Annotated in this window: 9 protein-coding genes; 4 read left to right on the top strand and 5 right to left on the bottom strand. The window is 66.4% G+C overall.

Annotation, left to right across the window (positions count from 1 at the left end; all coding sequences use genetic code 11):
- The first annotated feature begins 28 nt into the window (after positions 1–28).
- From recC to AC3ANW_RS19545, 4 genes are all read left to right on the top strand, one after another.
- Entirely contained in the window at positions 29–3,484 is a 3,456-nt protein-coding gene (gene recC, locus AC3ANW_RS19560; protein WP_488342501.1) for an exodeoxyribonuclease V subunit gamma, read from the top strand.
- The gene (recB, locus tag AC3ANW_RS19555) at positions 3,481–7,191 is read left to right on the top strand and encodes an exodeoxyribonuclease V subunit beta (RefSeq protein WP_488342500.1); all 3,711 of its coding nucleotides are present in this window, start codon (positions 3,481–3,483) and stop codon (positions 7,189–7,191) included. Before recC ends, recB begins: the two co-directional genes overlap by 4 nt.
- Positions 7,188–9,167, top strand: a complete 1,980-nt coding sequence (gene recD / locus AC3ANW_RS19550) for an exodeoxyribonuclease V subunit alpha (protein WP_488342499.1) — start codon at positions 7,188–7,190, stop codon at positions 9,165–9,167. The genes recB and recD overlap by 4 nt, the downstream gene beginning before the upstream one ends.
- Positions 9,168–9,511: 344 nt before the next feature.
- Entirely contained in the window at positions 9,512–10,561 is a 1,050-nt protein-coding gene (locus tag AC3ANW_RS19545; protein WP_488342498.1) for an Ig-like domain-containing protein, read from the top strand.
- A gap of 728 nt (positions 10,562–11,289) precedes the next feature.
- Here the strand turns inward: AC3ANW_RS19545 and AC3ANW_RS19540 are convergent.
- The 5 genes from AC3ANW_RS19540 to AC3ANW_RS19520 form a co-directional block, all read right to left on the bottom strand.
- Entirely contained in the window at positions 11,290–11,646 is a 357-nt protein-coding gene (locus AC3ANW_RS19540; protein ID WP_488342497.1) for a hypothetical protein, read from the bottom strand.
- 253 nt (positions 11,647–11,899) lie between these two features.
- Complete coding sequence (locus AC3ANW_RS19535) at positions 11,900–12,226, bottom strand: hypothetical protein (RefSeq protein WP_488342496.1); 327 nt, start codon at positions 12,224–12,226, stop codon at positions 11,900–11,902.
- 1 nt (position 12,227) lies between these two features.
- Complete coding sequence (locus tag AC3ANW_RS19530; RefSeq protein ID WP_488342495.1) at positions 12,228–13,241, bottom strand: CdiA C-terminal domain-containing protein; 1,014 nt, start codon at positions 13,239–13,241, stop codon at positions 12,228–12,230.
- 208 nt (positions 13,242–13,449) lie between these two features.
- Positions 13,450–13,692 (bottom strand): hypothetical protein, encoded by a 243-nt coding sequence (locus AC3ANW_RS19525; protein WP_488342494.1) that lies wholly within the window; start codon positions 13,690–13,692, stop codon positions 13,450–13,452.
- Positions 13,689–22,712 carry a hemagglutinin repeat-containing protein gene (locus tag AC3ANW_RS19520; protein ID WP_488342493.1) on the bottom strand — a complete coding sequence of 3,008 codons (9,024 nt, stop codon included), beginning with the start codon at positions 22,710–22,712 and terminating at the stop codon, positions 13,689–13,691. Before AC3ANW_RS19520 ends, AC3ANW_RS19525 begins: the two co-directional genes overlap by 4 nt.
- Positions 22,713–22,721 lie beyond the last annotated feature (9 nt).

Raw genomic sequence — 22,721 nt, 5'->3', positions numbered from 1 at the left:
GCCGCCTGTATCTCCCTTCCTTCCCGCCATGAACCTTTCCATCCAGACCGGCCTCCTGGTCCTGCACAGCAACCGCGCGGAATGGCTGGGCGAGGCGGTGTTTTCATGGATCGCCCGCAACCCGCTGCTGCCGCTGGAAGAAGAGGTCTTTCTCGTCCAGAGCAACGGCGTGGCCGAGTGGCTGAAGATGACCCTGGCCGAACACCAGGGCATCTGCGCGGCGGCGCGGGTCGAGCTGCCCGGCCGTTTCCTCTGGCGGGCCTACCGCCAGGTGCTGGGCCGCGACGCGGTGCCGGCCCAGTCGGTGCTCGACAAACTCTCCATGACCTGGCGCCTGATGGCCTTGCTGCCCGACGTGATGGGCCGGCCGGGCTACGAGCCCCTGGCACGTTTCCTGGCCGACGGCGACATGGCCCGGCGGCTGCAGCTGGCCGAACGCCTGGCCGACCTTTATGACCAGTACCAGGTCTACCGCAGCGACTGGCTGGCCGCCTGGGAAGCCGGCGACGACCTGCTGACATCGCCCGGCACCGCAGGCAAGCCGCTGGCCGACGACCAGCGCTGGCAGCCCGGCCTGTGGCGCGAACTGCTGGGCACGCTGGCAGAAACCGAACGCCATGCCATCAGATCGCGCCTGCACGGCCGGTTCGTCGAGGCGCTGCAATCGGGCGAGGCCATCGCCCGGCCGGTGGCCCGGCGGGTGGTGCTGTTCGGCATGACCCACGTGCCCATGCAGACGCTCGAGGCCCTGGCCGCCCTGTCCACGCACACGCAGGTGGTGCTGGCCATACCCAACCCCAGCCAGTACCACTGGGCCGACATCATCGACGGCCGCGAACTGCTGCGTCTGGCGCGCCGCCGCCAGCCGCTGCGGCACGACCGCGAACTGGCCGACATCCCGCTGCAGGACATGCATGCCCACGGCCATCCACTGCTGGCTGCATGGGGAAGGCAGAGCCGTGACTTCGTGCGCCAGCTCGACGCCTTCGACGACGCCGAGACGGCGCGCCAGCGGTTCTCGGGCACCAAGATCGACCTGTTCACCGACGAGCCCGGCGCTACGCTGCTGCAGCAGGTGCACGCCGCCATCCGGGACCTGGAACCGCTGCCTGCGCAACGCCGTCCGCCGGTGCCGGCCAGCGACCGGTCCATCGTCTTCCACATCGCCCACAGCAGCCAGCGCGAGGTGGAGATCCTGCACGACCAGTTGCTGGCGCTGCTCGCTTCGGCGGGGGAAGACGCAAGCGCGGCGCTGCAGCCGCGCGACATCGTGGTGATGGTGCCGGACATCGCCAGCTTCGCACCGGCCATCCGCTCCGTCTTCGGCCAGTACCGGCGCGGCGATGCCCGCTACATACCGTTCGACATCGCCGACCTGCAGGAGCGCGGCAACAATCCGGTGCTGGTCGGCCTGGAATGGCTGCTGCGCCTGCCACAGCAACGCTGCCGCGCCAGCGAGGTGCGCGACCTGCTCGACGTGCCTGCGGTGGCGAAACGTTTCGACCTCGATAGCAGCGACCTGCCGCGCCTCGCGCAGTGGATCGACGGCGCCGGCATCCGCTGGGGCCTGGACGCCGCCCAGCGCGAAGACCTGGGCCTGGGAGCCTGCGGTGAACAGAACACCTGGATGTTCGGCCTGCGCCGCATGCTGCTGGGTTTCGCCGGCGGCGCGGGCGCCATGCCCTTCGACGGCATCGAGCCCTATGCCGAGGTGGGTGGCCTGGACGCTGCGCTCGCCGGTTCGCTGGCCGACCTGCTGACGGCCCTGGCCGACTGGTGGCGAGAAGCCGGCACCGAGGCCGTGCCGGCAGCCTGGGGTGAACGGCTGCGGGCACTGCTGACTCGCATCTTCGACCCGTCCAACGAACGTGAACGCCTCACGCTGTCAGCCGCGCTCGATGCCTTGCGCGACTGGCTGGAAGCCTGCGAGACGGCGGGTTTCGAGCATGCCGTTCCGCTGTCGGTGGTGCGCGAAGCCTGGCTGGCCGGCATCGACGCGCCCAATCTGAACCGGCGTTTCCGGGCCGGCGGCGTCACCTTCTGCACCCTGCTGCCGATGCGCGCCATTCCCTTCGAGGCGGTGTGCCTGCTGGGCATGAACGACGGCGATTTTCCGCGCCGTGCCGACCGCAGCGACTTCGACCTGATGGGCCTGCCCGGCCAGCGCCGGCCGGGCGATCGCTCGCGGCGCGACGACGACCGGCAGCTGATGCTCGAAGCGTTGCTCTCGGCCCGCCGGGTGCTGTATGTCAGCTGGACCGGCCGCAGCGTGCGCAACAACAGCGAACAACCGCCGTCGGTACTGGTCTCGCAGCTGCGTGATTACCTGGCAGCCATGTGGGGCGACGGGTTGCTGAAGGAGCGCACGACCGAACACCCGCTGCAGCCTTTCAGCCGGCGGTATTTCGAGGCGGGCGAACTGTTCACCCATGCGCGTGAATGGCGAGCCGCCTTCGCATCGGCCGATGCGACCGAAGCGCCCGCGGCGCTCGCACCGCAGGCGCAAGTCGCGCCGCGTCTGACCGTCGGCATGCTCGCCAGCTTCCTGAGGAACCCGGTGAAACACTTCTTCCAGCAGCGGCTGGCGGTGGTGTTCTCGCAGGACGACGAGGCTTCGCCGGACGACGAGCCTTTCGAACTGGACGGCCTGGAAGACTTCGGCCTGCTGGCCCAGGTCACCGGAGAGTTGTCGGCCGGCGACACCGCCGGCCTGGAAGCGCTGGCGCAGGAAGTGCAGGACACCCTGGCCCGCACCCGCCGCGCCGGCCGCCTGCCGATGGCCGGGATCGGCAGGCGTGCCGAAACCCGACTGGTCGAATCTGCCGTGCCCATGCTGTCGCAGTGGCAGGCGGTGCTGCGCAGCCACCCTCAACCGGCCGAGAAGGCGCCGCTGCGGTATGAGTCCGGTGCACTGGAAGTGGATGACTGGCTGGACGGCCTGCGTTACGACCCGCGTGGGAACGGCGAAGCCGGCTGGCTGCAGCTGGTCGCCTCTCGCCTGTGCAGCAGGGGCGACAAACCGGTGCTGCGCCCCGACAAGCTGCTGGGCGCCTGGGTGCGTTGCCTGGTCGCAGCCGCCTGCGGCGTGGCGGCGCACGGCGTGCTGGTGGGGCGCGACGTCACCGTCACCTTCTCGCCGATGGAGCAGGCCGAGGCCCGTGCCCGGCTCGAAGACCTGCTGGCCGCGTGGCAGGCCGGCATGGTGGCGCCGCTGCCGGTCGCCTGCCTCACCGCCATCGCCGCGCTGGCTGGCGACAACGCCGAAGCCACCTATGAAGGCGACGGTTTCTTCACCACGGCGGAAGCCGACGAACCCTGCCTGGCGCGGGTATATCCCGACTACGAAGCCCTGACCCGGGACGGCTCTTTCGAGCGCTGGTCCGAACGGCTGTACCGGCCGGTGCTCGACTGGCTCGATGGCCATGTGACCTTCGAGCCCCACCCGGTCTTCGAACAGGCCCGCAGCGAAAGCCCCCGAGCATGAGCCAAGCCCCGAACCTGTTGAATCCCCTGACCCTGCCGCTGTGGGGTAGTCGCCTGATCGAGGCCAGCGCCGGCACCGGCAAGACCTGGACCATCGCGGCGCTCTATGTCCGGCTGGTGCTGGGTCACGGCGCACCGGGCAGCGATGCCGGTTTCGGCCGGCCGCTGATCCCGTCCGAGATCCTGGTGATGACCTTCACCCGGGCCGCCACCCGCGAGTTGTCCGACCGGGTTCGCGCCCGCCTGCTGGAAGCCGCCCGGGTGTTCCGCGGTGAACTGCAGACGACCGACGAACTGCTGCTGGCGCTGCTCGCCAGTTGCGCCGAAGGCCCCGAGCGGGCCAATGCCGCCTGGCGCCTGGCGGTGGCCGCCGAGAGCATGGACGACGCCGCCGTCTTCACCATCGATGGCTGGTGCCAGCGCATGCTGCGTGAACACGCCTTCGACAGCGGCAGCCTGTTCGACGAAGAACTGGCCGCCAACGAAACCGCCATGCAGCGCGAGGCCGCGCAGGACTACTGGCGCCAGCAGGTCTACCCGCTGGGCGGCGATGCGCTGGACCTGGCGCTGTCGGTGTGGCGGAGTGTCGACGGCCTGCACGACGACACCCGTGCATTGAAGGAGCAGCCGCTGCCCGAAGGTGCGGGTGAAGGCTCGTTGGCCGACTGCATCGCGGAAGCCCTGGTCGAGCAGGCCACCGGGCTGGAGAAGCTGAAGGCAGGCTGGGCCGAACGCGCAAAGGCCATGCTTGCCTGGATCGACGCACGCATGGCGGCCAAACCGGCCGCCTTCGACGGCCGCAAGCTGGCCGCCCGCCACTACACCGGTTGGCTAAAGGCGCTGGAAGCCTGGGCGTCAGACCCGGCCCTGGCCTGGCCGGACGTGAAGACCGGCGCCAGAAGGCTCACCCCCGATGGCATGCAGGAAGCCGTCAAACCCGACCAGTCGGTGGAATTGCCGGAATGGTTCGGCCAGTTCGAAACCCTGATGGCCGCGCTGGAGGACCTGACCCCGCCAGCCACCCGCTTGCGCCTGCATGCCGCTGCCCAGGTCGCCGACCGGCTGGCCTTGCTCAAGAAACGCGCCGGCAGCTTCGGTTTCGCCGACATGCTGAACCGGCTCGACTGCGCGCTGGACCCGGCCGTCAACCCCGAAGCCGCCGAGCGCCTGCGCGAACGCATCGTGGCGCAATATCCGGTGGCGCTGGTCGATGAATTCCAGGACACCGCGCCGGTGCAGGCGCGCATCTTCGACCGGCTGTACCGCATCCGGGACAACGACCGCAGCACCGCGCTGCTGCTGATCGGCGACCCCAAGCAGTCGATCTACGGCTTCCGCGGCGCGGACATCCACAGTTACCTGCTGGCCCGCAATGCGACCGAGGGCCGGCACTATGTGCTCGGCACCAACCACCGGTCTACCGCATCGGTGGTGTCGGGGGTCAACCACCTGTTCGAGCGCATCGAGAAGGTGTCGGAAGGCGAGGGCAGCTTCCGTTACCGCACGCCTGCCGGCAACCCCTTGCCCTTCGAGCCGGTGAGCGCGCGCGGCCGGGCCGAGCGGCTGGTGTGCGCCCACGGCGAGGTGCCGGCCGTCACCCTGTCGCTGGACAACGAACTGCTCAGCCGCAACGTCAGCACCCGCGTCTTCGCCGCCCGCTGCGCCGAACACATCGCCACGCTGCTGAACGATCCGTCGGCCGGTTTCGAGGCTGACGGAAAACCCTTGTTGCGCCTGCGGCCGGCCGACATCGCGGTGCTGGTGCGCACCGGCCGCGAGGCATCCGCCATCCAGCGCGAACTGCAACGCCGGCTGGTGGCCTCGGTCTACCTGTCGGACCAGCAGTCGGTGTTCTCCAGCGCCGAGGCGCAAGACCTGCTGCTCTGGCTGCGGGCGGTCGCTTCGCCGCTGGACATCCGCCTGGCGCGCGCCGCGCTGGCCACCCGCAGCGTCGGACTGAGCATCGCCGAGCTGATGCGCCTTGCGGACGACGACGAAGCTTTCGATGCCCGCAGCGAACAATTGCGCCAGTTGCACGGCGTATGGCAGCAGCAGGGCGTGCTGACCATGCTGCGCCAGACCCTGCACCTGCTGGACCTGCCCGCCCGCTGGCTGGGCCAGGGAAATGCGGCAGCGGCCGAGCCGGACGGAGAACGCCGGCTTACCAACTTCCTGCATCTGGCCGAACTGCTGCAGACCGCCAGCACCCAGCTCGACGGCGAACAGGCGCTGGTGCGCTGGCTGGCCGAGCAGACGCAGGGCGATCCGGTGCGCAACGACGACCATATCGTGCGTCTGGAAAGCGACTCCGACCTGGTGAAGGTGGTCACCGTGCATGCGTCCAAGGGCCTGGAATATCCGCTGGTGTTCCTGCCCTTCGCCAGCGGTTTCCGGGCCATCGAGCGGCGCAGCACCCGGCTGGTCAGCCTGGCCGACGAGCAGGGCGGCCGCAGCCTGCATCTGCACCTGAACGACGAACACCTGCGAGCCGCGGACAAGGAACGCCACCGCGAAGACCTGCGCCTGCTGTACGTAGCGCTGACCCGCGCCCGCCATGCCGTGTGGGTCGGCCTGGCCGCACTCAAGGCCGGTCGCGGCAAGGGCTGCCTGTCGCACCAGAGCGCCATCGGTTATCTGCTGCACGGCGGCGAGGTGGCGGAAGGGCAGCTCAAGACGGTGATAGGCGATGCGGTGGCCGGCTGCCCGGACATCACCCTGGAAGACGCCGCGCCCTTCGCCACGCTGCCGCGCACAGCGTTGTCGGCGCGGGACGAACCCGCCGAGCTTCTGACCGCAGAACCCTATGCCGGCGTGTTCCAGCGCAACTGGTCGATCGGCAGTTTTTCGGCCCTGGTGCGTGACCTTCCCTGGCTGGGCGCCGCCGGCTCCAGCGTGGCCGTGGTGCGCGAGGACGAGGCGCCCAACCTGGCCGAACCGGAGCCGCAGACGTTGCTGGCCGATACAGCTGTCGCGGCCGACGCGCCCTGGCACCGGTTCCCCCGCGGCGCGCTGCCGGGCAACTTCCTGCACGACCAGCTGGAATGGCTGGCCGGCGAAGGCTTCGACCTGGCCGGCAACGAAGAGCGGGCGCAGCAGTTGCAACGCCGATGCGAACGCCAGGGCTGGGGCGACCGCGGTGCCGATGTGCTGACCTGGTTGCTGGCCGTCATCGACACGCCGCTGCCACCGCTGGGTGCTCCGCTGACCAGTGCCGGCGCCCTGCTGCCCGAGATGGAGTTCTGGTTCCCGGTCGACCACCTGGCCGCCGCGCAGGTGGATGCGCTGTGCCGCGACGAACTGCTGGATGGCATCGACCGCCCGATGCTGCCGGACCGCGAACTGCAGGGCATGTTGATGGGTTTCGCCGACCTGGTGTTCGAGCTCGACGGCCGTTACTGGGTGCTCGACTACAAGTCCAACCATCTCGGCGATGGTGATGCCGACTACCAGTCCGACAAGCTGCGGCAGGCGATCGCCGAGCACCGCTACGACGTGCAGGCCGGTGTCTACCTGCTCGCCCTGCACCGCCTGCTGCGCTCGCGGCTGGGCGAGGCTTATGACCCGCTGGAACACTTGGGCGGCGCGGTCTTCTTTTTCCTGCGTGGTGTCGCCAGCCCCACCGCCGGTTGCTTCCATGTTCCGCCGTCACTGAGCCTGCTCGACGGGCTGGACGCGCTGTTGCCCCGTCAAAAGGAGATCGCCGCATGAGCGAGATCACCCCACCTGAAACCCTGGCCGACGCCTTGCTGGCCTGGCGCGAGGAGGGCTGGCTGCGCCGGCTGGACACCGCCTTCGTGCGGTTCCTGCTAGACCTGTCGCCGACCGCACCCGAGTTGCTGCAGCTGGCGGCCGCGCTGCTGGTGCACATGGAAGGCCGCGGCCATTCCTGCCTGCGGCTGGATCAGCTGCTGGCCGACCCGCAAGCCCTGCTGGGTTGGCCGCCCGAAGCAGCGGCGGCGCTGCAGGCCCGCCTGGCCGAACTGCCCGCCGACGTGGAGAGCTGGAACACCGCCCTGGCCGCCAGCCCGCTGGTGGAGGTCGAGCAGAGCCGGGCCGATTCCGGCACGCCTCTCGTGCTGCGCGGCGACACCCTCTACCTGCGGCGCTACTGGAACGACGAACGCCGGGTGGCCGCGCAGGTCGCTGCGCGCAGCCGCAGCACGGTGGCGCTGGACCTGGCGGTGGTGCGCGGCTGGCTGGACCTGTTGTTCGAAGACAGCAGCGGCCCCGGTGCCGCATTCAACTGGCAGAAAGCCGCCTGCGCCATCGCCCTGCGCAGCCGGCTGGCCATCCTCACCGGCGGCCCGGGCACCGGCAAGACCTACACCGCCGCCCGGCTGCTGGCGTTGCTTTTCGCCGTCGACCCGGCACCCGATCGCCTGCGCGTCGCCCTGGCCGCACCGACCGGCAAGGCGGCCGCCCGCCTGAAGCAGTCCATCGAAAGCTCGTTGGGCCAGTTGCAGGGCCAGTTGGGCGACACCCTCGACCTGGCGGGTTTCATCGCCCACATCGGCGCCGCCCGCACCCTGCATTCCCTGCTCGGCGCGCGGCCCGACACCCGCGCCTTCCGCTACGACGCCGCCCATCCGCTGGAGGTGGACGTGGTGATCGTTGATGAGGCCTCGATGATCCACCTGGAAATGATGGCGGCGCTGCTCGAAGCCCTGCCGCCGCAGGCGCGGGTCATCTTCCTGGGCGACAAGGACCAGCTCGCGTCGGTCGAGGCCGGCGCGGTGCTGGGCGACCTCTGCCGGTATGCCAAAGAGGGCCGTTACCGCGTGTCCACCGTCGACTACCTGGCCGACGTCTGCGGCCAGCAGGTGCCCGACGAATACAGGCAAAACGACGGCCCGCTGCTCGCCCAGCAGACCGTGATGCTGCGGGAGAGCAAACGTTTCGGTGGTGCCATCGGCAAACTCGCCCTTGCGGCCAACGCGGGTGACGCAGCCGCGGCGATCCGCTGCCTGCGTTCACCCGGCGACCTGGCGGTGGCGTGGCTGGACGGCGGTGATCCCGGCGACGCGGTGCGCCTGGCCCTGCGCGGCCGGCCGGGCGCGGAAGGTGGCTACGGCCGGTACCTCGAAGTGCTGCGCAAGCGGCCAGAAGCCGATGACCAGACGGCACACACCGACTGGGCGCGGAGCATCCTGCAGGCCTTCGAAACCTTCCGTGTGCTGTGCGCGGTGCGCGAGGGCGACTGGGGCTCGGCCGAGCTCAACCAGGCGATCGAACAGGCCCTGGTGAAGGCCGGCCTGCTGGGCCGGCACGGCGAATGGTACGAAGGCCGGCCGGTGCTGGTCACCCGCAACGACGCCGGGCTGGGGGTGTTCAACGGCGACATCGGCATCACCCTCAAGCCGCCGACCAGGGGCTCGCCGCTGCGGGCGTATTTCCTCGACGGCGAAGAGGTGCGTTCGGTGGCGGTCAGCCGGCTGGCCCATGTCGAGACCGCCTTCGCGATGACGGTGCACAAGTCGCAGGGCTCCGAATTCGCGCACACGGTGCTGGTGCTGCCGCGCGAGCCGAGCCGGGTGCTGACCCGGGAGCTGGCCTATACGGGCATCACCCGGGCGCGTGCCGCTTTCACTTTGGTGACCGGGCGGAGTGCAGCGCTGAACGACGCGCTGGAGCAGCCGACGGTGCGGGCGAGTGGCTTGCTGGAGAGGTTGGTGTCGGGGGGCTAGGTTTGTCTGCGGGGGCTGATTACCCAAGGGCGAGATTTGGTATGGCGGCTTTCTGGGTCAGGCATCAAGACTGGCTTTGATTGCCATGTCAGAGCGGTTGGCGGGACATTCTTATGATCCTCAGCCGGGTATGCCGGTGGTGCGGCTGCATGTGAGGAATTGAAGATGCATCTGATTTAATGATGGTTATATCTCGATAATTTCAAGCCGCAGTGGCGCGCAAATGTTTTAACTCCGCGTGAATGTATCTCGCTGTCGAAGTTGTTCTGTTTAATCTCTTTCTCTGCCGATGCGCCTGGCGACCGATATGCTCCAAAAAGACATTTGTCTACTTTGGAACGGTAATGAAAATTTTGAGCAGAAAAATCGGGTTGTTCGGGTTGTGCGTAACAGCAGTCGGACTATTAGCCGCATGCGGCGGCGGTGGCGGCGGTGACGTATTTGGCAGTGACGCCACGACGTCCGGCCCCGCAAAGGTCACGAGCATCGAAATCAAGAACGACAAGCCCACCATCGCCGCCGGGGAGTCCACCGACCTTCGCGCCATTGCGCATTATTCAGACAACTCCACCGTCGAGATAAAAAGCTTCGGCAGCAATAGCGGCCCGACGTTGACGAGCATCAACTGGAGTGCATCGCCATCCTCCATTGCTGAATTCACAAGCGCTTCAATCGGTACATTACGTACGAGCCGTCCCGGCGTGGTAACGGTAACGGCGACCGACTTTTTCAGCAAGGTCTCGGGCACCTTGAACATCACCGTGTCGGCACCTCTGCAAACCTCATTGGTGATTGGCGGCTTGAACGATAAACAAACCATCAGTTCACGCACCGCCACAAAATTAACCGCAGCCAACATCAAAACCGACGGATCAAGGGAACCAGCTACGCCGGTTGTGTGGACTTCGTCGAACACCGCTGTAGCAACAGTCGATGCCACAGGCAATTTCAGAGGGGTCGCGGCCGGCTCCGTGAGCATCACGGCCACTTCGGGTGCATTCAGCAAAATCATAAATCTGACCTTGCTCGCGCCCTTGGCGAAGCCGATGTTCTCGGTCAGCTGCGATCCTTCGAAACCCACCGCGATCAATGCAGATCAATGGAACACCCAATATGCCATTGATGGTGTGAATGCTACCGAATGGGTGGCTGTAGACGGCGTGTCTTGCCAAAGCCGTTTCGCGGTCGAGCTACTGACACCCCAAAAAGACGGTTCGCGTTACGACGTCAAATTCTTCTCCTTGCGGAGTCCGGCCAATCCAGCTGTGTTCTTGCCGGCGAGTGTCGGTGGAAATCTTGCCGTCAAACAAACCGTTTCCGTGGGTGAAACAAAAGATTCTCTGGGCGCATTCTTCGCGGAGTTCACAGAAATTTATACGTTCCTGACGAAGTAATCCAGTCGGCCTTGGGGTTGGTGACATTGTTGTGATCGACCCCTATTCGACGTCTCGACCGAGTTTTTTCACCAGAGCGTCCTCGCGGCAGATGTTGCTATCGAGCTGCAGCGCGTTGGAGAGCGTCCACAAACCCTGCACACCGGACACCTCCTACATATTCACGTTGGCCGGTTTGGCCGGAATTAAGATTCCTGAGTAGGCTATGGAGAGAGATGAAAACGCCAACCAGGAACCGGGCCCGCCAAACAGGCCCACTGTGGGAGAGTGCACAGACGCCGGAAAACAACTGGGATCCTAACCGCACGCTGAGGATTGCCGCACGAGGTGTCGTGGCGCGCCGCCCGCGTCCAACATCGCGCAAATCATGCTGCAATAGCGCTCCGCGGTACTTCCAGTGCCCACCTTGGCTCCATCGCGGTATAGATCGTCCATTAGGCCAGCGAGCTTCGTATTTATAACCATAGGCTTGGACATTCGTGCTGCGAGATCGTCCGCCGTTTTGCAGCTGTTGCTGGGTTTGCTACGCCACCGGACGTACGGGGCTCACCATCAGTTATCCGGTTGCCGCCTGGGCTTTCATCAATTGTTTTCTTTGGATTTTCCGAGGTCGCCACTGTGGGTTTTCTAGTGCCACCCTCCACCAGATCATTCGCATAAGCCACCACCAACCCGGTCTGCAGGATTGCCGCGGCCTGGTTGTTCTGCCGCCCCACGAACCCGGCACATCACGCATGGCCGGCCGCACAGACATTCGCAGGGCTGACCGACATCGCCGCCGCAGCAGCCCCGAAGCTCCTCCCCGCCTCGGCCGCCGCACTCGGGTCCGCCCCCAGCATGGCGTCCATGCTGGACATCGCCGCCTTCTGCTGGTCGTTGCCGATAGCTGTCCAGCGCTGGTACACACCGTCGACGTTGCAGCCGCTTGTCGCCTGGCAGCGCGCCAGTTCTTCCTTGAAGGAGCCCCACTGGCTGCTGCGCCAGTTGGTGCTGTGCTGGAGGTAGTTGTTGACGACCTCGTTGACCGAGGTCGAAGCACCTACCGGGCCGCCTACCAATCCTCCGACCGCCGCAGAGGCCGCCACCGTGATGGCCGATGCCGCAAATGCACTTGAGATCGCTCCAAGCGCACCCGACAACCCGCCGCTGAGCCCACCCACGACACCCTGCGCGCGATCCTCAGCGTGCCGTTCGGGCCCCAGTTGTTTTCCAGGGTCTGGGCGCTTTCACGAGTCGGGTCTACTGGGTTTCTAATCGGCTTGGGCGTAGTGCTATATGTCGCAGTTCGCTTTTTTTGTGCGATAGCTGGCGGCCAGATTTTCCTGTCGGCAGTTAATATTATTGCCGCACTTCGCCGTCAATCAACATAATCACATTTCTATCACCGAGCGCATTTCTCACAATCATTTCGATTACCGAATATAAATCTGCGAAACTTTTTTCATTAAGACCAATAGAAAATGAGCAATTTGCATTAAGGCCGTGTTCAAGTGCTATTTCAACCTCGACGGAGTCATAGTAGTTTTGAGGGTTTTTTAAGTCTTTTACCTTGGAAATAAGAAATCGTTCCGTAAACATTCCAGGATGCTGGGCTGCAACCAAGTTAAGAGTTTTCGTTACTTCTTCGGCGGATAGCGACGAATAGCAGACTAAATCAATTGCCATGTTATTTATTTTCAAATTTAATGACGATTGGATTCCCCGCCTTGTCAATGATGATGACTTGTTTAAGACCAGGAATTGGGTAATTGGCTAGCTGAGTCCGCAGGGCGTCAGGCGTAATCGAACTATCAGCCAGATTGACTACGACATTGTCTGCTTGCCTTCTGTCAACTTTAACCTTGATTTCAGATGCTGCGTTACGCGCATTGCTTGTGGAAGGTGCATAGTTGTCAAAAATCTCGCCATTGACTCGATAATCAGGATTTGTGGATCCAGAGACTTTTGGATTTTGCTCAACTTTATATCCATTTCTTACCAATAGATCAGCACTCTCATTTTCTCGAATTAACGACCGCGTCGTTGCCGCGTCTGACAATGGCGGTATCGCTGTGCGAGTCCCGGCCAGCTCACCCGATACAGATCCGCCATTTTTCCCGTTTTTTTGCTCATCTGCATTGGTGTTCTTTACGCCGGCTTTAGGCCGACCCCCACCCTCCACCAGATCATTCGCATAAGCCACCACCAACCCGGTCCGCAGAATAGCCGCCGCCTGGTTGTTCTGCTGCCCCACGAACCCGGCACACCGGGCATCCCCGGGCGGGCAGACATCCGCAGGACTGACCGCCATCGCCGCCGCAGCAGCCCCGAAGCTCTTCCCCGCCTCGGCCGCCGCACTCGGGTCCGCCCCCAGCATGGCGTCCATGCTGGACATCGCCGCCTTCTGCTGGTCGTTGCCGATAGCTGTCCAGCGCTGGTACACACCGTCGACGTTGCAGCCGCTCGTCGCCTGGCAGCGCGCCAGTTCTTCCTTGAAGGAGCCCCACTGGCTGCTGCGCCAGTTGGTGCTGTGCTGCAGGTAGTTGTTGACCACCTCGTTGACCGAGGTCGATGCTCCTACCGGGCCACCTACCAATCCTCCGACCGCCGCAGAGGCCGCCACCGTGATGGCCGATGCCGCAAATGCACCTGAGATCGCTCCAAGCGCACCCGACAACCCGCCGCTGATCTGGCCGATCACCGCGCCCAGCGCGCGGGCTTAGCAGCCGGCCATGGCGTGGGCGATTTTGCCGGTGTCGACGTGCAGGTTCAGATCGCCGATGGCGAAGGCGGTCTGCGCTGCGCCCGTATCGGCGATGCTGATGAGCAGTCCCTGCCAGGGGGGGCGGGCTCGGTGCCCTAACCGCCCTGTCTTCTCAGCTCTGCGCGAGACGCGCTTGGCTGACCGGTCACAGCTCTATCAACTCAGCCTTCGCCACTCGCAACACCTCAAGGAAGTCATTTAAAGGAAACTTAATGCTCAGACCGTTGTACAGCAGGTCGTTACAGAGGAGTTCTACCTCCAAATTTTCATTTCCATTTTTTTTGTTGATTTCACAAATCACAATATCTTTGAATAGCACTTGCGCAAGCAAGCATTCGCAATCAAAGCGGTCACGAAAGACGATTTCAAAATTTTCTTTAACTATCATTTTGGTCTCGTTGGATCAAGTAGGTTGACCTTGCCGCCTGGTTCAAACACCACGCCTTGCCCATTGGGTAATCTATAACTAACTCCACCTCGCGGCAACTGCTTTATTGTCGTTTGAGGATTATTCAAAACATCACTAATCCAGTTGCTGGCGGCAGCGTTCTTTTCAGTCGTTGTTCCAGATAGTGGCTCAAAAGTCCCGCCTGAACGACCAGCGTGTTTATCCCAGGCGCGGGCGGCTTGGGAAAGCCCAGCATCGTTTATTGGAGTGTTAGCTTCTGCCAGTAAATCAGGTATTGGTCGATGCGTGACAGGCCCAGCCACTGTACTAGCGCTCCCAGCTCCGCCATTTGCCCCTCCGTCCCTCGCCGTCTTGCCGTCCACCGCGCCCGCTGGCGTTGTCGCCCCCCGACCCCCACCCTCCACCAGATCATTCGCATAAGCCACCACCAACCCGGTCCGCAGGATTGCCGCGGCCTGGTTGTTCTGCTGACCCACAAACCCGGCACACCGCGCATCCCCGGGCGGGCAGACATCCGCAGGACTGACCGCCATCGCCGCCGCCGCCGCCCCGAAGCTCTTCCCCGCCTCGGCCGCCGCACTCGGGTCCGCCCCCAGCATGGCGTCCATGCTGGACATCGCCGCCTTCTGCTGGTCGTTGCCGATAGCTGTCCAGCGCTGGTACACACCGTCGACGTTGCAGCCGCTCGTCGCCTGGCAGCGCGCCAGTTCTTCCTTGAAGGAGCCCCACTGGCTGCTGCGCCAGTTGGTGCTGTGCTGCAGGTAGTTGTTGACCACCTCGTTGACCGAGGTCGAAGCACCTACCGGGCCGCCTACCAATCCTCCGACCGCCGCAGAGGCCGCCACCGTGATGGCCGATGCCAGCGGACCCTCGATATGGGCGGAAGCCAGAGCGTCGGCAATGGCCGGTGCCGCGACCGCGCCTGATACTGCCCCCAGCGCACCCGACAACCCGCCGCTGAGCCCACCCACGACACCCTGCGCGGCGATCCTCAGCGTGCCGTTCGGGCCCCAGTTGTTTTCCAGGGTCTGGGCGCTCTCCCGCAGTTGGGCCTGTTTGACCGGGTCGGGTTCCTGGTCGGCCTGGGTGCGCAGTGCTATGGCGGCGATGCGCTGCTTGTCGGCGTAGTCCCCGATGGCGCTGGCCGCCTGCTGGTTGAAGGTGCTGGTGATCTGCACCTGCGCCGCGACCTCCTTGGTCACCTTGCCTGCATCGAAGGTCTTGGCCAAGCCGTTGCTGCTGTCGCCGGTTCGAACCTCCTTGTTTCCCGCAACGCCGCTGATGCCGCTGCTGGTCGTGCTGCTCTGGTGCCCGCTGGCACTTCCGAAGCCCACCGCCGGCGTGTTCATCCCGCCAGTGGTGTTGGGAACCCCGCCCTGGCCGGTCACCCCGTCGGCCTTGCTGCCGTCGCTGGGCTTGCCGGTGCCGGCTGCCGTGTAGCCCCCGCCGATGCTGAAGCCACTGGCCTTGAAGTCGTCCCTGTTGTTGATGTCGCTCTGGGTCAGGCTGCCGGTCGCAAACGAGTTATTCCCGGAATCGACCGCCTTCTGCGTGCTGGCGATCACGCCACCGATCAGGCTGGTTTTGCCCCGGGTCGCCGCCTGGAATCCGTCATCACCGGCCTGGATGCCGCTCTGCTCGACCACGCTGGCGTAGTCCGCGTTCACCTGGCTCTTGCCGAAGCTGGCCGATCCGGCGGTGGGCCCGGTCGGGCCGATGGTCAGGCTGGCGCTGGCGCTCTTGTTCTTGCTGTCGAAGGTGCTGGTGTCCTGCAAACTTTCGATCAGCAGATCGCCTCTGGTGTCGGTGACGACCTGTCGGCCCTTGATGACGGCGCCCTGCAAGGTGGTGTTGCCGCCACTCTTGACAGTGACGGTCTGTCCACCCTCGACATGGGTGTTCGTTTGGCTCACATCGCTGCCGTCGGCGTTGCCCCGGGCGGCGCTGGCGCTGAGCGTGACGCCGGTCTGCGCGCCGAGACTGACGCCTATCGATCCGCTGTTGCTCTGGCTGGTGCCATGCTGCTCCTGGGTGTTTTTGGCCGCGCGCAGCAGCACGTCGCCCTCTGCATCGAGCACGACATCACGGCCGCCCCTGACCTGTCCGCCTCGGATCAGGATGTCGGAATCCTGGCCCGCGCCCGCAGCGACGATACGGATGTCGCGCCCCGCGCCGAGCGTGCTGGCGCGCGCGGTGTCGCCGGTCTGGGTGGACGTGCTGCTGCTGCTGGTCTGGCCGAGGCTGATGGAGAGGTTGACCGCTGACTTGGGGTCCTTCAACAGGGCCTCGGCCGCCTTGACGGCCGATGCCGCATTCATCGCCGCGCTGGCCGCGCCCAAGGCCTGCATGCGCCCGTCGCCCGTATTGCCGACGGCCTTGACGGTGCTGGCCGTGCTTTGCGCCGCGGCCAGCGCTGCCGAGCTGACGGCCAGGCTGATGCCGGACTGCCTGAAGGTCTCTGTGTTCGTCGTGGTGATGGTCTCGCGGGCCTCGGTGATGCGCACGTCCCGGGCCTGGATGGTGATGTCGCCAGCGGGTGCGGCGACGTCGCTGCCGGTCTGGGTGTAGCGGTTGCCGGCGACCAGGGTGACGTCGCCGCCGATGCTGCCGATGGTGCTGCCGGTAACCGTCCTGGTAGTGTTGGTCCGGTCGCTGGTCTGCGCCCGGCTGCCGACGGTGAAGCCGATGCCGCCTGAGCCCATCAGGCCCGACTTGATCTTCTCGTCCAGGCCGGCGGAGGTCTGCGTGTCGTGCGCGGCAGTGATGTTGATGTCGTGCCCGGCGACGATGCTGGTGGCCTGGTCGGCGACCACGTTGCTGCCGCGCACATTGGCGTCGTTGCCGGCACTGATGGTGACGTTGCGCCCGCCCACGCTGCTGCTGGCCGTGGTGTCGGTCGAGCTGGTGCTTTCGGTATGACGGCTGGTACTCGATAGAAAACCGCTGCTGCTGGAGCGGTTCTCGTCACGGCTGCTGGTGGTGTCGCGGGCCTCGACGATGTTCACGTCGCGGCTGGCGACGAGCACGGCCGCGCCCTTGGCGTCCAGCGTGCTGCCGGTGACGGTGATGTCGCCCGGCTTGCCTTTGATGTCGCCCGGTTTGCCGGTGCCGGCCTTGATGCCGAGGTCGCCGCCCGCACGGATGCTGCTGCCGTGGCTGGTGCTGGTGTCGCGTTTTTGCAGGAAGCCTGGTGCGGCGCTGTTGTCGCTGCGGCGGTCCAGGCTGGTGGTGCTGTCGGCCGCGCCAATCGAGACGTTGCGCCCTGCGGTGAGTTCTGCATCTCCGCCAGCCTGGGCCTGCGTGGCGGTCAGCGCGATGTCTCGGCCAGCATCCACGTCGAGCTTGCCGCCCGCCGTGACTGTGCTGCCCTGGTTCTGTTGGCTGCTGCGGCTGACGGTAGCGCTGGCGACACCAAGGGTTTCGGTGTTGCCGATCTGAAGGGTTTCGAAGCTCACATCCCGGCCGGCCGTGATCGTGGCGTCGCCTCCCGAACGGATCTGTCCGCCGGTATCCACCACGTCCCGCGTGGCATCGAGCTTGAGCTTCTCTCCGCCCACGATGCGGGCCAGGTTCGACGCGCTGGTCGCGCTCTGGGTGGTGCCTTCGCCGTTCCAGATCTTCTTGACCGCCAGGCTCTCGTTCTTGATGTCCCCGCCGGCCTGGATATCGAGGTCGCCCGCCGAGATCAGCCCGCCCTGGTTCAGCACATCCGCGCTCGCCACCAGCACCGCCTTGCGGGTACCCGCGCCGCCGATGACGCCACCCCGGTTGACGATGCTGCCGGCATCGATGCTCAGCGCATTGCCGGTGATGAGCGCGCCGTTGGCCGCCAGCACCCCTTCGCCCAACCGCGCCAGATAGACGTGGGGAACCAGCACCTGCTGCGTGCTGCCGTCCGGCAAGGTGACGCTCTCGCTCTGCAGCCAGACGATGTCGCTGGTCAGAGCGGCCATCTGCGCGGCCGACAGGCTGATGCCCGGCACCAGGCCGTATTGCCGGGCGTAGGTGACGCCGGATTCGAGCAGCGCACGGTACTGCTCCAGGTCGCTCGCCTGTCCGCTCAGGTAACGCCGGCCGGTAAGTTTCTCGATCTGCTGGATGACCAGTTGCTGTTCGTAGAAACCGTCGCCCAGGCGCTTCTGCGTAGACGCGGGATCGATGCCCAGTGCCTTCAGCAGATAGTCGCTCGAGAGCCAGCTGCGGTAGTCGGCAAACGCCGGCCGCGTCTCGTAGAGATACGGCACATCGGGCTGCGGCCGGGCGTTGTACAGCGCGCCCGGGCCGTTGATGAAACCGCCGGTCGCCGCCTGGGTGCTGCCGACCTGGGCGGCGGCCGCAGCGCTCGAGGTGGCTGCGGCCGGGGCCGGTTGGCCACCCGAAGTGAGCCGCACCGCATCGACGATGTTGGCCGCGCTGCCCGCAGAGAAATCGGTGTTGCGCACCGTCTGGCCGGAGATGGTCACGCCCTGGGCGCCCGACAGCAGGCCGCGTGCGGTGCCGATCACCTGCGAGATGTCCGGCTGGTTCCAGGGCAGCACGCTGCCGTTGGCCAGCGTGGACGTGCCGCCGAACTGGTAGCGGCGGTACAGGGTGACACCCTCGTTGTCGACAGCGGTGGCGCCGGGGCGGCTGCGGGTGATGGCCAGCGTGCCGCCTGCGACGACGTCACCGAAACGGTTGGTCATGCTGTCGGCATAGGCGATGCCGATGTTGCCGCCCGCTGCGATGCGGGCGGCCGCGCCCAGGCGGATGGTGTCGTCGATGGTCGTGGTGGTGACGTCGCGCTTCAGTTCATAGAGCGCCGTGCTGGGGCCGAGGATCCGCTGGCTGGTCTGGATGATGGTCGTGTTGGGGTCGGTGTATTGCCAGGGCTGGGTCAGCACCACGCAGCGGGTGCTGCACCGGCCGTAGGCGGCGTCGACCGGCACGGGGGTGTCCCACGACACGATGCCGGCCTGGTTGGGCCACTGCGAGGTCGCGGCGGCACCGGCGACCTGGTCGGGGTTGGCCACGTCGTCGGTGCGGCTGGTGTAGTAGATGACACGCGTGGTGTCGGTCAGCGCGATGCGTTCGCGGTGGCCGTAGGCGACCCCGAAACCCGCCGAGGCGCTGAAGTAGCTGGTGTCGTCGGCATGGGTGCGCACCACTGCCCGGCCGATGACCTGGCCGTCGGGCGTGACGAAACTGCCGTTCTCCAGGATGTCGGCCGGGTCGAAGTAATAGACCTGGTTGGCGTTGAAGCTGGTGCCGTTGACCGAGCCCGCGTAGTTGCTGGCGTGCTGGGCGTTGTTGTGCCACCAGCCGGGCATGGTGAGGGTGTGGTTCTCGGTCAGCGCGACTGTCTGGGCCATTTCCAGCAAAGGGCGTTCGTTGCGCACGCTGGTCGCGGTGATGGCGATGTCCTTGCCGGCTTCGATGGTGGCCGAGCGGTTGACCAGGGCCGCGGTCTGGATGCCGATATCGCCCGCGCTGTAGACGGTGGCGCCGTCGCTGTTGGTGAGGCTCTCGGTGGCGTTGAGCGTCAGTTTGCGAAGGGCGCCGACGAGGGCGGTGCTGCCGGTATTGGTGATGCTGCGGGCGTTCAGGTCGACGTCGCCACCGGTGATGCCGCCCGTGTTGGCGATGCTGTCGGCGTGGGCAACGACGGTGCTGCCGCTGATCTCGCCGGCGTTGACCAGAGCGCCGGGCGTGTTCAGGTCGACCTTGCCGGCCTGGATGACCGCGCCGCTTCGGTTGGTCAGCGAGGTCGAATCGGTGCGCAGCGTTCCGGCGGCTTCCAGCGTGCCCGTGTTGACCAGGGCGCCGACCACGTTCAGGCCCAGGTCGCCGCCGGCATGCAGCAGGCCGGCGTTGGTGAAATCGCTGCCCGACCTGATGCGCAGTTCGCCGCCGGACGACAGGGTGCCGCCGGTGTTGGTCAACTGGCCCGCGTCGAGCGCCAGCAGCGCGCCAGAACCCTGGGTGGTGGCGATGCCGCCGCCGTCGTTAAGCAGGCGCTGCAGCTGCAGGTCGACGGCGCCGGCTGCCGTGATGCGGCCGGCGCGGTTGTCCAGCGTGGCTGCGGTTCGCACCAAGGCCAGCGCACCGTTGCTGGCGATGGTGCCGCGGTTGGTGGCCGTGTCGCTGACGTCCAGCACCAGTGAGCCAGCGCCGATAGTCGCGCCGGCCTGGTTGTCCAGCGTGGTCGATTGCAGCTGAAGTGCGCCGTTGCCTAGGATGGTGCCGGCTGCCGCATTGACGATGCGGCTGGCCGACAGCGTCGTAGCGACCGAGCCGGCGTTGGCGATGCGGCCGGCGCCGTTGTCCAGCGTGGCCGCGATGCGGATCGAGAGCGTGGCGTCCGTCGCGACGGCTTCGATGGCGCCGCGGTCGTTGGCGATGTCGCTGCCGGCGTTCAGGGCCAGCGCGTGGCCCGCTCGCAGGGTGCCGGCACGGTTGTTGATCGGGCCGGTGGAAGTGACAACCAGCGTGTCGGCGGCTTCCATGCGGCCGGCGCGGTTGTCCAGCGACGCGGCGCTCAGGCGCACGGTGCCGGCCCCGGCGATGCTGCCCGCGTTGACGGCGGCGCCATCGATGGCGAGCGACATGGCGCCGCTGGCGGCGATGGTCGAATCGGCCGCGACCTGCAGCGAGCCGGCGCTGATGTCGACGCTGCCGTTGCCGCCGAGCAAGGTCCTGGTCGTGCCAGTGGTGCCCGATGCGCCGAGGTTCAGTGCGCCGGTCGCTGCGATGCTGGTGGCGCCGGTGCCGGCATTGACGATGCGGCCGCCGCCGTTGTCCAAGTCGGCGGCGCGGATCGCCACGGTTGTGGTCTTGCCGGCGGATTCCAGGGAGCCGGAACGGTTGGACAAGGCTCCACCGGCGCCGACTTCAAGGTCGCTCGCGGCATGGACCAGACCGCCATCGTTGAACAGGCCGGCGGTGGTGGCGACGGCCACGTCGGAACCGCCCACGATGCGGCCGCCCCGGTTGTCCAGCGCCTGCGCGTCGATGCGCAGGGCCTGGGTGGCATCGACTGCGGCACCACGAAGGTCCAGCGTGCCGCCGGCCGAGGCGTTCAGGGTTTCACCCGCCGTCCAGGTCGACTGGCGGGCCAGCATGTCGCCTGCCGTTCGGATGTCTAGCTTGCCGAGCGCGACGATACGGCCGGCATCGCCTTCGATTCCGCCTGCGGCCAGCTGCGCATGGGAAGCGGATTCGATCTGCCCGGCGCCGTTGAGCAGCGCGCCACCCGAGCGGATGTCTACACCCGCCCCGGTCGCTGCGGTGGCGCGCAGGGTGCCGGCGCTGTTGTCGATGTCGCCGTCCGCGTCGAGCTTCAGCGCGGTCGCCTGAACCACACCACCGGTGTTGTCCGCGCGGCCGACCGAGCCCGACAACGCGCCGCTTGACAGCAGCTTGCCGGCGCGGTTGTCCAGCACGGCGCCGGTCAGCGACAGGTCGCCCGCCACCCGGAGTTCACCACCGGCGTTGGATAGAACGACCGGGCCTGTGACGCGGTCGACGGCGACAAAACCGGCGCTGTTGTCGATGCGGCCCGCCGCCAGCGTGATGCCGGCATTGCTGGTGATCTGGCCTTCGGTGTTGCGCAGCAGGCCCTGGGCATGGATGGTTCCCGGAGTGAGGTCCGGGGCGCTGGGCGTCGTGGTCGTCGTAGGTGGTGTGGGTGTAGTGGGTGTCGTGGTGGTCGGCGGGACGGGATCGACCGGCGGGCTGGTGGGGTTCGTCGGGTGGGTGGTCCCGCCACCGGACTCGACCACCGGCCGGTTGCCCACCGTGCCGCCGGCCGAGTTGTCCAGCGCTGCCGCCGTCACTTGCAAAACCCCGGCTCCGGTCTGCCGCAGCGTGCCGCCGCGGTTGTCGATGTCGGCTGCGGACTGCAGCTCCAGCCGACGGGCGGTGACCGTGCCGCCGGCGTTGGTGATATCGCCGGCGTGGCTGACCAGTCGAGCGCTGCCTCCCGCCTCTACCGAACCCCGGTTGTCGATGGCACCGGCCTGCAGGCTCAGCTCGGTCTGCGCCAGCAGGCTGCCGCTGTTGACCAGCTTGCCATCTGCCGTCAGCGTCAGCGTGCCGGTCGAGGCGATGCTGCCGGCGTTTCGAACTCCCAGCCCGGCCTCGGTGCCGACCAGGAAGATGTGGCCGGCATACATGCCGCCCAGCGCTGCGACGTCGAGCAGGAAACCGGGTGCCGGGCCGTTGCCCGCGATGGGCTTTGCGACGCTGCCATCGGCGGACGCCTCATGCGCCCCCGCCACCACCTTCAAGTCCTTGGCCCAGATGCCCGCATTGACCTGCACCGCCCGCGCCAGGATCGCGGTGTAGTCGGTGGCACCGGCGTCCAGCCCCCGACCTTCGAACAGCACATTGCCCCGCTGCACCCGGTAGGACTCCAGGTTGCCGCCGTTCATCACCGGGCTACCGGTGGTCAGCGTGACCCGGCTGGCGTTGATGAAACTGCCGCCATCCACCGTGATGCCCGACGGGTTCGCGATGATGACTTCGGCCCGTGGCCCGGCCACCTCGACCGCGCCGCGCAGCAGGCTCGGGTTGCTGGAATTGACCTCGTTGAGGATGACCCGGGCACCGCCCTGCGCCAGCCACGGATTGCCCTGCACCCAGCCGCCCAGCTGGGTCTGCACGTTGCCCCGGCTGTTGTTGAGGATGGCGCCAGAAGAGTTGACGTCGAACTGGCGGTAGGTGTTGTGGCTGACACCGGCTGCGGACGGCGTCTGGATGTCGACCACCGGCACGCCGTTGGGTGCGGCCAGCACGGTGGGCCGCTGGCGGCCGGGGGCCGAGGGGTCCGCGACGATCTGCCCGTGGGCCAGATCGACACAGAGCAGGGCGCAGGCCGTGGCGATGACCGAGACTGCGGCAAATCGCACCGCTGAAGCGGCAGGAGACGGCGAACCGCCTGAAGACCGGGCGTTCTCCTGGCAGACCACAAACAGACCGCGGGCACGGTTGAAGAGGACGCGGTAGCAGTTGCGGTTCATGGCGCGGAG

This window comes from Xylophilus sp. PBN-3R (genome assembly GCF_057747805.1).
The sequence above is the reverse complement of the archived record's forward strand: the minus strand, read 5'-3'. Positions and strand labels throughout refer to the sequence as shown.